The following is a 13902-nucleotide window of genomic DNA, read 5'->3' as shown; positions in this document are numbered from 1 at the left end:
GTTCCCCTGGGCCGCGCCGGAAGCGACCGGTTCGGCCACCGCGCGCCCCGGGCGGCGAACCTGCACGGTCCATCAGGAGTGCCATGCACAGTGTCACGGCCGCCGACGTGGCCGATCTAGCCCGGGGGGCCGCCGTACTGGGCTCCGGCGGGGGAGGCAACCCCTACATGGGACAATTGATGGCCGAGCACGCCCTGGCGGAGCACGGTCCGGTCACCGTCCTGGGCCTGGAGGAGGTTCCTGCCTCGTCCCGCGTCGTCGCGGTCATGGTCATGGGTACGCCGACGGTCTTCTACGAGAAGATGCTCGCCGGTGACGAGATGCTGCGGGCGGTCCGGGCGGTCTCGCGGGCGGCGGGTCAGGCCCCCACGCATCTGATGCCGGGGGAGATCGGCGGTGTGAACGCGACGATCCCCCTGGTCCCCGCTGCCGAGTCGGGCCTGAGCCTGGTGGACGGCGACTTCATGGGCCGGGCCTTCCCCGAACTGTCCATGCTGCTGCCCGCCCTGGCCGGCCTGTCGCTGGCTCCGCTGGCGCTGACCGACGAGAAGGGCAACGTGCTGGTCCTGGAGGCGACCGACATGGACTGGGGCGAGCGGATCGCCCGTGTCTGTTCCGTCGCCATGGGCGGTACGGCAGTCGTGGCGTACGCGCCGCTGTCCCCGGGACAACTCCGGGGTGCCATGGCCCACGGCACCGTCGGACGCGCGCAGGCCCTGGGGAAGGCGATACGCCTGGCGCGGGAGGACCGCCGCGACCCGGTGGAGGCCGCCCGTCGGGCCCTGTCCGGGGTGACGGTGTTCCGGGGCAAGGTCGTCGACGTGGACGGCCGGCCGGGCGGAGGCTTCCTCTGGGGCCGGGCGGTGGTCGAGGGGACCGGCCCCGACACGGGTACCGAACTGGTCGTGCGGTTCCAGAACGAGTACCTGCTCGCAACGCGCGGCGGTCGGGCGCTGGTGACGACCCCGGACCTGATCTGTGTCCTTGAGGAGGAGGGCGCGCAGCCGGTGCCGGCGGACGCCCTGCGGTACGGTCTGCGGGTAGCGGTCGTCGGGGCCCCGTGCGACGAAGCGTGGCGCTCCCCGCAGGGTCTGGAGATCACCGGCCCCGGGCACTTCGGGTACGACCACCCGTACGCGCCGCTCACCGCGCCGGGTCCTGCCGACCGGTGACGTGCAGATCGCCCACTGCCTTGACGCGCAGGCGGGTGACTCTTCCCGGCAGGTAGGTCAGAGGGACCTCCTCCACCTCGACGATCCGGACCGAGTGCGGCGAGGCGCCCGCGGCCACGGCCTTCTCGGCGGCCTCGGTCCTCGCCTCCTCCAGCAGCCGGGCGCGACGGCGGCCGTCGGCCATCGGGGCGACCCGGTCCACCTCGCCGCTCACCTGGGCTATGGCCGCCCCCACGGCGTTGGCGACCGCGTGGTACGGCGGCCGGTGGACCCGGCTCACACCCTTGATCCGGGCGGGCACCAGGACGCCGCCTCCGCCGACGACCACCAACGGCACCGCCGCGCGGGTCGTGCGCATGCGGTCCACGGCGTCCTCCACGGCGCGGTGGACGCAGCGCAGTCCCTGGTCGACCAGGTCCTTCTCCAGGCCGTCCACCAGCGACCGGTCGCCGATGTCCGCCAGACCCTTGGCGACCGCCAGGTCGGTGGCGGTGAGGATGTCACCGCCGAACACCAGGGACCGGCTGCTCAGCAGGTATCCCACGCTGCGCGGTCCGACTTCGACCGAGCCGTTGTGCCGACGCACCCGGCTGCCGCCACCGATCCCGATGGACTTGACGTCGGGCATCCTGAAATTCGTCCGTACTCCCCCGATCTCCGAGTCCAACGGAGCCTCACGGGGGAAGCCGCGGACGAGCACCCCTACGTCGGAGGTGGTTCCGCCCACGTCCGCCACCACGCAGTCGTCCAGCTCGGAGAGGAACGCCGCTCCCCGCATCGAGTTGGTCGGGCCCGAGGCGAACGTGGCGACCGGAAGACGGACGGCGTGCTCCAGGCTGCGCAGTGTGCCGTCGTTCTGGGAGAGGAACAAGGGGGCGCGGATGCCCCGGACAGCCACGGCTTCGGACAGCGCCCGCCCGATGCCCTCCGACAACTCGCGCAGGCAGGCGTTGAGGACCGTGGCGTTCTCTCGCAGGGTCAGCCCCAGTCTCCCGGTGTCAGCCGACAGACTCACCCGGACCTCGGGGCACTCCTCGGCGGCGATCCCCGCCACGCGCCGTTCGAACTCGTCGTTCACCGGAGAGAAGACCGACGTCACCGCCACCGAGCGGAGCCCTCTCGCGACGAGATCGTGAAGGGCCGCGCGGATCTCCCCCTCGTCCAGTCGGCTGATGTGCCGTCCGTCGAACTCGAACCCGCCGCGGCACAGGTACGTTCTCCCGCCCACCACCCGGCGCAGGCCCCGCGGCCACCCGGCCAGCGGCGGCACCGCCCGGGTGGCGGGCGCTCCCAACCGGACGACCGCCACCGGGGACAGACTCCGCCGCTCCACGACCGCGTTGGTGAAGTGGGTCGTGCCGATCATCACCGCCCGCACCGCACGCGGTTCCCGTCCCGCCTCGCTCAGTACGGCCGCCAGAGCCGCCGTGATCCCGGTGGTGACGTTCGCGGTCGTGTCCCGTTTCGCCGTCGCCAGCACCGCCGAGCCCTCGACCAGTACCGCATCGGTATGCGTGCCGCCCACGTCCACGCCGATCCGCAGCATGGGTCCTCCGCTCTTCTGACGCCCGGGAAGCAGAACCCGGCGAGAAGCCGGTTGCCACGGCAGGGGCCTCACTGGGTCGAATTGTGGCGCCCGGACCCTCGCACCGGAGTACCGGATCAGGACACGTCGGCGGGCCGGGCCCCGACGCGCGCCCCGGCGTCCGTGATCGCCACGCCGGGCTATCCACACTGACTCCGCCTGACTATGGACGGGGCCCCGGCCCCCGCGGACACTGCTGGTGACAAGGCCGTGGAGTGTCCGTGGTGCGGAGAGCTGGTGACGAGCCTGTGGCCGCAGTTTCGCTGGACGTGCTGGAAAGAGGGCAGGACGTCGCCGACCTACCGCTCCTGACCACCAGCACCTTGTCACCTGGCTCGAGTACGGTCCCGATTCCCGGTGCCCACGGCATGTACCTCACCGGAGGAGCACGACAGGACACGGACTCCGCCGGCCCTCCGAAGATCCGCCGGGCCGCCCGGCGGGCCGCCCGCCGGCTGGCGGTCTTCAGCGGGTACCTCGAAAGCGAGGACGTGGGGGGCGGCAACGTCGTCTGCGCCCATGACCGGGCCGACAACGCGGTCGCCTTCGCTCAAGCCGTCTTCGTCCGCGGGCGCAGCCATTTCCTGCACCTGCGGGGCGTGAGCCCCCGCCCCGCGCAGGGCCGGTTCGAACAGGTCAACATCGTGACGGGGCCCTGCCTGTTCAGCAACCGGGCCGTGCGGTTCGTGGACGACCTGGGCCAGTCCGTGGACCTGGTCGGCACCCGCCCCCGCCGGATCACCCGCCGGTTGACCGGCATGACGTCCCAGCCCCACCTGTCCTTGTACGAGTACGAATCCATCACCCGGCACAGTTCCCTGATCGCCGACGTCGCCTCCGTCCTCCCCGCGGAGACACGGCTGACCGTCACCCTCGACGTACCCCGCGTGCAGTACTACACATACCTCCTGGACGCCTTTCGCGACGGACTCGTCGACAGTGACCTGGCGATCCGGTGGTTCGAAACGGTGGACGCTCGCCACGCCCTCGTCCTCGGCGCCCTCCGCCGGAGCCTGTGCGACCGCCTGCTCCACGCCACCCCGCGAGCCGTCCCGGTGACGGAGGCGGACACGCTGCGCGGTGTGGGCGAGAGCATCCGCCAGGCGGTCACCGGCCAGGGAGCACCGGAGTTGGGCGAGACGCTCGCCATCCTGCGCTCGGAAGACGACCCGGCCTGGCGCCTGGTGCTCGCCACACAGCCTCCCCACGACCTGGCGGCCGTCGCCGGCGCCAGCTACACGGTCGAGGAACTGCGGGCCGCCTCTCCCGGTGAGAGCGGGGGACCCACTCTCGGTATCGCTGTCGAGAACTACATGGAATGGAAGATCCATGATCAGGCGAGTCGCGTCCTGAGGAAGCTGGACACCACCCACCGGAGCGCGGGCGCCCCCAGTCTCATCGGCGTGTACCCGTTGGAGAGGTTCCTGTCGCCCTCCCTGAGATGGGGACATCTGTACTACCAGGACCCCGGCAGCCGTGCACGGGACGGCCACGGTCACGTCATCGACCTGTTCGAGCGCTCCGGCGCCGTCTGAAGGACCTCACAGGAGACATCCATGGCCGGTCAGCAGTACGACGGGATCATCGACGCGTACCTCAACGCCTCACGTTTCCTCGGCTTCTACCGGGACACCGTGGAGTTCCCCTCGTTCCTGCACGCGCTGGGCGACGTCCGCGGAAAGGACGTCCTCGTCGTGGGGTGCGGCGACGGTACGTACGCTCGCCTCGTCAAGGAACACGGGGCCGCGCGGGTGGAGGGAGTGGACGTCTCGAACGCGATGATCTCCGCCGCGAGGACCGCCGAGGCACGCCGGCCGCGAGGTATCGCGTACCACGTCCACGACGCCGCTCACCTGCCGGCGCTGGGCAGCTTCGATCTGGTCCTCGCTACCCACCTGCTGCACTACGCACCCGATCACGACTCACTCGCCGGCATGTGCCGGGGCCTGTTCTCCCACTGCGCCCCCGGTGGTCGCATGCTGGCCTACGTCCTCAACCCCGATGTCGGTTCCGCGGCCCTGGAATCCCTCGGGATAGCCGTCGAGCGTCCCGGCGATCCGCAGGAGGCCGACGCCGTCGTCGTCCGTATCCTCACCTCGCCCCCCACAGACCTGCGGGTGCGTCACTGGCCCCGCTCGAGTCTCGTCCGGCACCTGCGCCGAGCGGGGTTCCACGGCGTTCACTGGCCACCGCTGCATCCCGCCGAACCGGTCGGCCCGGAAGCCCGGGAGCGGGTCCGGTACTGCGTCGAGCACCCTCTCGACCTCCTTCTGGGCGCGACGGCCCCGCCGGCCCGCAACGGCGGTTGAAACCACCGGCTCGGTGCGGCACGGATGCCGTCCGACAGGGGACGCCTCCGCCCGTACCGCGCTACCGTGTCAGGCGGAGACAGGCCCCCGTCCGGGCAGCGGGGGAAGCCTCTTCCGGTGTGCTCCGATCTTCCGGATGTGTGTATGCGCGACAAACCACCCTCTTCCCTCGTCCTCTCGGCCGTCCGGGCCCGTGTCCTGGGTGACGGGCGCGTGCGGGACTGCGCGGTCCTGTCCCGTCGTGACGAGGCCGGCGGTCTGACGGTTCTGGTGGTCCCGCACGGCGCCGTCGGCCGGGACAGGCTGGAGCGGGAGCTGAACGCCGTACTCCCGCGCGAACAGCGGGTGGCCGTCCGTCTCGTCAGCCATCTCCCCCCGGCGCTGGAGGGACTGCCGCAGACGCTCCCCCCGGTGACGGACCGGCGGGCGACGGAGACCCTGCGGCGGCTCTGCGACGCCGTCTTCGGCTCCGGGCGGCTGCGGGTGAGCGAAGGCAGGGCCCCGTTGCCCGACCTTCCCGTGGTCGGGTGCGAGCCCGTCGCGCACCGGCCCCCGGCCGCGCCGCGCCCGCGTCCCGTCGCACCCGGTCCGGGCCACACCCATCAGCCGCCGAAGCGGGCGGCGGCCGACGGACGCGAGGACAGGGCGTACCTGGACGGCGGTGCGCCGCCGGCCGGCCTGCCGGAGTCCCTGCCGGAGCTCCTGCACGCCCGCTGCGGAAGCAGCCCGGGGGAGGAACTGATCGGGTACGTCCGGCCGGACGGCTCCGTCGCCTGGAGCGGCTACCCGTCCCTGCGGGCGGCCGCCCTGCGCGTCACCGGCCGGCTGCTCAGCGCGGGGACGCGTCCGGGCGACGCGGTGGTGCTGTGCGCCGACGACGTCCGCGCCTTCTTCGAGGGGCTGTGGGGCTGCCTCCTGGGAGGTTTCGTGCCCGCTCCCGTGGCCGCCCCGCCGGCCTTCGCGGACGGAGCGCCCGGCGTGGACCGGCTCGCCGCCGTCGCCGCCTTCCTCCCCGATGCCGTCCTCCTCACCACCGAGAGGGCCGCGCGCACCGCACGGCCCTACAGCCGGCGCCACCGGCTGCCCTGGCGGGACATCGTCACCATTGACGCCGACGGGCAGGACACGCCAGGGCGCCCGGCCCGGGTCGGCCCCAACGACGTGGCGCTGAACCTGTTCACCTCGGGCAGCACGGGCCGGCCCAAGGCGGTGGTGCTCACCCACGCCCAGGTGCTGGCGGAGGCCGCCGGCACGGCCCGAGCGTGGGGGACGGGCGGCCCGCCGGGCACCGCGAACACCGACCTGATGCTGAGCTGGATGCCCCCGGAACACGGCGGGAGCATCGCCATGATGCACACCACCGCCCTCCTGACGGCCATGCCCCAGATACTGGCCATGCCCCAGCAGATCCTCGGTGACATCGCCCGGTGGCCGGCCCTGATGTCGCGTCACGGGGTGACCGTCAGTTGGGCGCCGCAGTTCGCCTACGGTCTGCTCGCCGAGTACCTCGAACGGCACGGCGCCGAGGACAGGGACTGGGACCTGAGCCGGGTGCGGCTCCTCGTCAACGGAGGGGAGGCGGTGGTCTCCCGGGCCGTACGGCGTTTCCTGCGGGGCCTGGCCCCCTACGGCCTGCCCCCCGACTGCGTATGCCCCGCGTGGGGCATGGCCGAGACCTCCTCGGGGGTCGTCTATGGGCGCTTCCGCCTGGAGACCTCCGGCGACGACGACGCGTACGTCCGCCTCGGAGGGCCCATCGCCGGTGCACGCCTGCGGGTCATGGCACCCGACGGGGCCCCGGCCCGCCAGGGCGAACAAGGCGCGCTGGAGGTGTCGGGCGCCACCGTAACCTCCGGCTACCGCGACAACCCGGCCGCCAACGCCGAATCCTTCACCGAGGACGGCTGGTTCCGCACCGGCGACACCGCCCTCGTCCGGGACGGGCAGCTCACCGTCACCGGCCGGACCCGCGACACGATCATCATCAACGGCGCGAACTACTTCAGCCACGAGATCGAGTCGGTCGTCGAGGAGATCGACCGGGTGGAGTCCTCCTACGTCGCCGCGTGCGCCGTCCGCCCCGCGGGCGCCGACACCGAGCAGCTCGCCGTCTTCGTGTCCGTGGCCGAGGGCGGCGACCGGGACGAGGTGCTGGCCGAGGTCTCCGCGGCGGTGGCCCGCTCGGTGGGGGTCCGCCCGGACCATGTCGTCGCGCTGCGCCGCGACGAGTTCCCCAAGACCGATCTGGGCAAGATCCAGCGCGGGCGGCTCGCCGAACGGCTGCGGCTGCGCCTCGAAGCGGCCGCCGCCGACCGCCCGCCGCCGGGCGGCCCGGCCGGCGACGCGCTCCCCGCCTGGTTCTTCCGCCTGGAATGGGTGCCGACCCGCCCGCCCGGACCCGCCCCCGGCCACCGCCCGGAACGACTGCTCCTGTGGTCGGCCTGCCCGGCCGGTGCGGACGAAAGCCCCGCGTCCGGCACCACGCTCGGCTGCGAAGTCCTGCGGGCACTGCGGTCCGCCGGCCGCCCCGTCCTGCACGTCACGGCTGTTCGAGGCGCCGCCTTCACCGTCGACGGCCAGGACGTCACGCTCGACCCGGCGGCGGACGCGCACCTGGACGAGCTGACCGCGCACCTCGGCCGGTCGGGCCCGCGGCCGGGTGAGGTCGTCTTCCTGCCGGCCGAACCGGGCGCCGACGCGTCCGCGGGGTGGGGACGGCAGAGCGAGAACGCCTACCAACTGGTGCGGCTGCTGCGCCTGCTGGAGCCGGCCCGGCCGCCGGCCCCGCCTCCCTCCCACCAAGGTGCGGGCAGCCTGGTCCACCTGCGTCTCGTCAGCACGCTCCCCGCCGACGCGCGCCCCGGCTCCGGACCGGCGTGCGGCGACCCCCTGCACGCCCTGGCCACCACCGCCGCCACCGAGCTTCCCTGGCTGTACCCCACGGCACTGTCGGTGTCCGGCGTCGACCCGCGCTCGGCGGCCGTGCACGTCCTGACCGAGCTGGAGGGCGGCACCCGCGAAGCCCGGGTCGCCTTCCTCGGGGGTGCCCGGCACACCGCGCGCCTGCTGCCGCACCTGCCCAGCGGGTCCCACGCGTGCGGTCCCGGCTGGCGAAGGGGCGGGCGCTACGTCATCACCGGGGGTCTCGGCGCCCTGGGCACCCACATCGCCGAACACCTGCTGACCGAGTGGGACGCCGACGTCCTGCTGTTGAGCCGCCGGACACCCGAGCGCACCGCCCCGGACAGCGCCACCGGCCTGGCATGGCGGCGCCTGCGCGGCCACGGCCGCGGACCGCGCCACGCCCAGGTCGACGTCACCGACCGCGAGGCGCTCAGGACCGCACTCGACGCCGCCCGCGACGGCTGGGGAGGCGAGCCGACGGCGGTACTGCACCTGGCCGCACTCGCCGAACGCGGGCCCTGCACCTCCCTCACCGTCGACGACTTCGAACGGGCCGCGGCCGCCAAGGTCCGGGGCGCCGAGCACCTGACCGAGCTGCTGCGCGGGACCGGCATCGCGCTGGTCCTCTTCTCGTCTGCCGCGGCCCTGACCGGCTCGGCCCACGACGGCGCCTACGCCTGGGCCGGCGCGCTCCTCGACCGGATCGCGCTCAGGGAGGCGTCCGCGGGGCATCCCGTGCGGAGCATCGCCTGGGGCCTCTGGCACGAGCAGGGCCTCAACCGCGGTTACGCCACCACCGCGATACGCCTCCACCGCGACGGCACACCGGCGGTGGGGGACCAGCGCCATCCGAGGGACCCGCTGGAATTCCTGTACGAACAGGGCCTGCCTCCCCTCTCCGTGGACCAGGGCCTGCGGAGCCTCGCCGTGTGCCTGGCCCATCCCCACCCGTACCTGGTCGCCGGGGTGCACCCGCACGGTGAGCGGCTGCGCCACCTCCTGCCCGATTCCGAGCCCCACCCCGTCACCTGTCCGGAGGCGGTGGCGGACGACCCCGAGGTCGCGCGCCGGGCCGGTGCCCTGTTGTCGGGGGTCATGGTGCGGGACGCGGCCGGCGCCCCCCTGCCCTGCCGCGTCTCCTGCCGGGCGAGCCGGCCGTCCCACGGTGCCGAGGGGGGTGACGACCTCGTCGGGCGGCTGCGGGTCCTGGTCGCCGCCGTCCTCGGGCTACCTGACGTGGCGGCCGAGCAGGACCTCTTCGCACTCGGCGCCGGCTCGCTGCAACTCTCCCACCTGCACGTGCGTATGGAGGAGGAGTTCGACCGGGACATCCCGTGGCAGGACGTGCTGGGCTGCCGGACCGTCACCGACCTCGCGGCCCTGGTGAGCGGCGCGGCCGGCCCCGGCGACCGCGCCGTCGTCCTGGACGGGGTCACCTACGCCTGCCACACGGTGCCGGCACAGCATCCCCGGCGCGCGGGGCGATCCGCCGGTCCGGCCGTCACCCGGGTGCTGATCCCGGGGAACCTGGGCATGCACTCGGTGCCCCGCTTCAGCCATCTGCTCGCCGACGACGCCCCCCTGCTCGTCGTCGACCTCCCCGGCTCGGGCAGCGCCGACGACGTCCCGCCGGAGCGGGAGGGATTCGCCTTCCTCACCCGCTGCCTGGACCACCTCCTGGACACGGCGGGCCATCAGCGGATCGACCTCATCGGCCTGTCCTACGGGGGCAGCATCGCGTACGCCTACGCGCGGCGGCACCCGGGCAAGGTCGCCCATCTCGTCCTGGCGGGAACGGTGACGAAGGACGCCCGCCTCGCCCGGGTCGCGTCACCGGAGCAGCTCCAGCGCCTGCGGGACAGCAGCCTCGACCAACTCGTCGAGGAGCTGATGCGGATGACCATGTGCCTCGACGAGAGCAAGCCGGTCCGCGATCGCGACCGGGTCCGTGAGCTGATCGAGAAGACCCTCCGGTCGGCCGGCCCACGCAGCCTGCGCCGGTTCATCACGGCCTACGAGCGGATGCTGACCGGATTCGAGGAAGGCCCGGTTCCGGACGTGCCCAGCCTGGTTTTCACCGGAGAGCACGACGTCAGCATCTCCCCGGACCTGGTGCGCGACAGCGCCCGGGTCTTTCCCCGGGCCGTCGCCGCCGTCATCCGGGAAACCGATCACATGTCCTTTCTGCAACGCCCGGAGGAAACCGTTGAACTGATCACCCGTTTCCTGCGCGACGATCTCACCACCGCACCCGCGTTCTGTGCCGGTTACTGGCGATTCCCGTCCTGAACGTCCACGTGACCGCGGTACGCGGAAAGGTCCTCGAAACAATGGCTCGAACACGGAGTCGACCATGGATGGCGCCGGACGGTTCCGATGCCAAAAAATCATTCGCGCGGGACTTCCGGCCCGCCCGGGACAGCGCTTGACTGGAACCGCGGGAAACAGCCGAAAGACGCCTTCGGAACCGAGGCGTACTACTGCTCCTCAAGGAGAGACAATGAATGCGAGATCCTTACCCGGAATACTCGTCGCCGCAGTGGCGGCGGTCGGACTGAGCGCAGTCGGCACTTCCACGGCAGTGGCCGGGGAGCCGGCCGCCGCGGCACCGTCCTCGGGTATCACGGGCACCTTCCACTACAGTGACCTCCTGGCCGGCACGGGGAGCATCAGCAACCCGACGGCGGGCACCTGCTACACGCTGCCCAGCATCGGCCTGAGCGCGACCAACAACACCAACGCCACGGCCCACCTCTACATCGGGACCAACTGCTCCATCGCGGGCAACGACCTGCCGCCGGGCAACACCTTCAACTCCGGCCCTTTCATCTCCGTCAAGTTCGACTCACCCTGATCCTCCGCCCCGAGGGACCGGTGGCAGGTGTGATTCCCAAACCCCGCATGGGGCGGAACACGCGATCGTGCCCGCGAAACAGCGGGAAGAAACTGCGCAATGGCCGCTTCGGAATCCGCAGCCGCCCACCCTGCGAGCAAGGGCGGCCGGTCGCACCGGGAAGCGGCACCCGCACCACGCGTTGCCGCCCGGCGCCGAGGGCGCCAGGCCGAGCGCACGACCAAAGGTCAGTGATAAAATGTTAGCTCGCCGCTTCTTCGCCATAGCCCTGGCAGGCGCCTTGTCGCTGCTCGGCGCGACGGTGGTTCCCGCCTCCGCCTCCTCCGCCGGTGTCCTCGACGTCACCTGCGCCGGCAGCCAGTCGACCACCTACACACCCGCGTTGACGCTCGCTCCGCAGGCGTCGACCATCGCAGCCTCCACGCAGTACGGTCCCTGCGTCTCCCTCAGCCAGTCCGGGCTCACCTCGGGGTCCCGCAGCGCGTCGCTCTCCTACCCCAGCCGGTCGTGCCTGGACCTGCTGGACTCCGGGACCGTCACCTACACGATCACGTGGAACACCGGGCAGACCTCGACCATCTCCGGCAACTCCACCGCCACCGTGGCCGGGGCCGCCTTCGTCGTCACCATCACCGGAACGGTGACCTCCGGACTGTTCGCCGGGGACAGCGCGGTACAGGTCAACACCGGGCCCGCCACCGACGTCACCCTGTGCACACTGGGCCTCGGGTCCGTCTCGAACACCTACCTGCTGGTCGCTCTCGAGCTCACTTCCGTCTGATGCCGCGACGGCGCCCGCCATGCGGGGTGACCGGTCCGGCCGTCGCCCGGGACACGGAGGCGATGTCGGCAACCGACGCCGACGTACCGGCCAGCGCCGGAGTGTGGTCTCTGGCCACCCCATTCGGCGGCCTGTAGCGTCCTCCGTATGAAGATCCTCATCAGCGCCGACATGGAGGGCGCCACCGGGGTGACCTGGCCGGCCGACGTGCTGCCGGGGACCCCGCAGTGGGAGCGGTGCCGGGCGATGTTCACCTCGGACGTCGACGCCGCCGTGCGCGGCTTCTTCGACGGCGGCGCCGACGAGGTCCTCATCAACGAGGCGCACTGGACCATGCGCAATCTGCTGCTCGAACGGCTCGACGAACGGGCGCAGATGCTCACCGGCCGGCACAAGGCCCTGTCCATGGTGGAGGGCGTGCAGCACGGCGACGTGGACGGCATCGCCTTCGTCGGCTACCACGCGGGCGCCGGCATGGAGGGCGTCCTCGCCCACACCTACCTCGCCAACCAGATCACCGGCGTCTGGCTGAACGACGTACGAGCCAGCGAGGGCCTGCTCAACGCGCACGTCGTCGCCGAGTACGGCGTCCCGGTCGTCCTGGTCACCGGCGACGACGTGGCCTGCGAGGACGCGCTCGGCTACGCGCCCGAGGCCCGCAAGGTCGCGGTCAAGGACCATGTGTCGCGGTACGCGGCCGTGTGCCGGACCCCGGCCCGCACCGCCGCCGACATCCGGGCCGCGGCCAAGGACGCCACGGCCCTCGCGGTCCGCCACGAGCCGGTGACCGGCGGCCCGTTCACCGTCGCCGTGGAGTTCGACGCCGAGCATCTGGCGGACGCCTCGACGGTGGTCCCGGGCGTGGCGCGGATCGGCGAACGCAAGGCGGGGTACACCACCGGCACGATGTACGAGGCGATCCGGACCTTCAAGGCGGTCACCACGATCGCCTCGGCGGCGGTGGAGGAGCAGTATGGCTGAGCACGGCGGGGCCCCGGACGGACAGGCCCTCGACGAGGTCGTCCGCTTCACCTCCGAGCTGATCCGGATCGACACCACCAACCGGGGCGGCGGCGACTGCCGGGAGCGCCCGGCCGCCGAGTACGCCGCCGAGGCGCTCGCCGGGGCCGGGATCGAGCCCACCCTGCTGGAGCGCACCGAGGGCCGGACCAACGTGGTCGCCCGGATCGAGGGCACCGACCCGTCCGCCGGGGCGCTGCTGGTCCACGGCCATCTGGACGTGGTGCCCGCCGAGGCCGCCGACTGGAGCGTCCACCCGTTCTCCGGGGAGGTCCGCGACGGGGTGGCCTGGGGGCGTGGCGCGGTGGACATGAAGAACATGGACGCGATGATCCTCGCCGTGCTGCGGGGCTGGGCCCGCCAGGGCGTACGGCCCCGGCGGGACCTGGTGATCGCGTTCACCGCGGACGAGGAGGCCAGCGCCGAGGACGGCTCCGGGTTCCTCGCCGACCGGCACCCGGAGCTGTTCGAGGGCTGCACCGAGGGCGTCAGCGAGTCGGGGGCGTTCACCTTCCACGACGGCGCCGGCCGGCAGCTCTACCCGATCGCCGCCGGTGAGCGCGGCACGGGCTGGCTGAGGCTGACCGCCCGCGGCCGGGCCGGACACGGCTCCAAGGTCAACCGGGAGAACGCGGTCACCCGGCTCGCCGCGGCGATCACCCGGATCGGCGCCCACGAGTGGCCGCTGCGGCTGACCCCCACCGTCCGCGCGGCCCTCACCGAACTCGCCGCCCTGTACGGCCTCGACACGGACCTGAGCGACGTCGAGGCACTGCTGGAGAAGCTGGGTCCGGCCGCCGCGCTGGTGGAGGCCACCGTCCGCAACAGCGCCAACCCGACCATGCTGGACGCCGGTTACAAGATCAACGTCATTCCGGGCTCGGCCGTCGCCCATGTCGACGGGCGCTTCCTGTACGGCACCGAGGACGAGTTCCGCGCCACCCTGGACCGGCTCACCGGGCCGGACGTGGACTGGGAGTTCGCCCACCGGGAGGTCGCCCTCCAGGCGCCGGTGGACTCGCCGACGTACGCCCGGATGCGCGCCGCCGTCGAGGAGTTCGCCCCGGAGGGGCACGTGGTGCCGTACTGCATGTCGGGCGGGACGGACGCCAAGCAGTTCTCGCGTCTGGGCATCACCGGCTACGGCTTCGCGCCCCTGAGACTGCCCGAGGGCTTCGACTACCAGGCCCTCTTCCACGGGGTCGACGAACGCGTGCCCGTCGAGGCGCTGCACTTCGGCGTCCGCGTGCTCGACCGGTTCCTGCGCACGGCCTAGG

9 protein-coding genes are annotated in these 13902 nt (G+C 72.6%); 8 read left to right on the top strand and 1 reads right to left on the bottom strand.

The genetic code is table 11. The features are described 5' to 3' along the window. The first annotated feature begins 83 nt into the window (after positions 1–83). Entirely contained in the window at positions 84–1172 is a 1089-nt protein-coding gene (locus ACFY32_RS17500) for a DUF917 domain-containing protein (RefSeq protein WP_390674624.1), read from the top strand. Here ACFY32_RS17500 and ACFY32_RS17495 read toward each other — a convergent pair. Further along, positions 1144–2718 carry a hydantoinase/oxoprolinase family protein gene (locus ACFY32_RS17495; protein ID WP_359197162.1) on the bottom strand — a complete coding sequence of 525 codons (1575 nt, stop codon included), beginning with the start codon at positions 2716–2718 and terminating at the stop codon, positions 1144–1146. The genes ACFY32_RS17500 and ACFY32_RS17495 overlap by 29 nt on opposite strands. Positions 2719–3125: 407 nt before the next feature. Here ACFY32_RS17495 and ACFY32_RS17490 point away from each other — a divergent pair, with 407 nt between their 5' ends. The 7 genes from ACFY32_RS17490 (at position 3126) to ACFY32_RS17460 (ending at position 13901) form a co-directional block, all read left to right on the top strand. Then, positions 3126–4292, top strand: coding sequence for a hypothetical protein (locus ACFY32_RS17490; RefSeq protein WP_359197159.1), 1167 nt, complete (start codon positions 3126–3128; stop codon positions 4290–4292). 21 nt (positions 4293–4313) lie between these two features. Further along, on the top strand, positions 4314–5066 hold the full coding sequence (locus ACFY32_RS17485) for a class I SAM-dependent methyltransferase (protein WP_359197156.1): 753 nt from the start codon (positions 4314–4316) through the stop codon (positions 5064–5066). Between the two features lie 144 nt (positions 5067–5210). Continuing rightward, complete coding sequence (locus ACFY32_RS17480; protein WP_390674623.1) at positions 5211–10259, top strand: alpha/beta fold hydrolase; 5049 nt, start codon at positions 5211–5213, stop codon at positions 10257–10259. Positions 10260–10470: 211 nt separating this feature from the next. Continuing rightward, positions 10471–10824 (top strand): hypothetical protein, encoded by a 354-nt coding sequence (locus ACFY32_RS17475; RefSeq protein WP_359197151.1) that lies wholly within the window; start codon positions 10471–10473, stop codon positions 10822–10824. Positions 10825–11062: 238 nt separating this feature from the next. Next, complete coding sequence (locus ACFY32_RS17470; protein ID WP_359197148.1) at positions 11063–11605, top strand: hypothetical protein; 543 nt, start codon at positions 11063–11065, stop codon at positions 11603–11605. A gap of 147 nt (positions 11606–11752) precedes the next feature. After that, the gene (locus tag ACFY32_RS17465; protein WP_359197145.1) at positions 11753–12586 is read left to right on the top strand and encodes a M55 family metallopeptidase; all 834 of its coding nucleotides are present in this window, start codon (positions 11753–11755) and stop codon (positions 12584–12586) included. Continuing rightward, positions 12579–13901 (top strand): M20/M25/M40 family metallo-hydrolase, encoded by a 1323-nt coding sequence (locus tag ACFY32_RS17460; protein ID WP_390674622.1) that lies wholly within the window; start codon positions 12579–12581, stop codon positions 13899–13901. The genes ACFY32_RS17465 and ACFY32_RS17460 overlap by 8 nt, the downstream gene beginning before the upstream one ends. Position 13902: the final 1 nt, after the last annotated feature.

The sequence above is a fragment of the Streptomyces sp. NPDC000134 genome (assembly GCF_042899225.1).
GTDB lineage: Bacteria > Actinomycetota > Actinomycetes > Streptomycetales > Streptomycetaceae > Streptomyces.
This window is presented reverse-complemented; position numbering and strand designations above follow the sequence as displayed.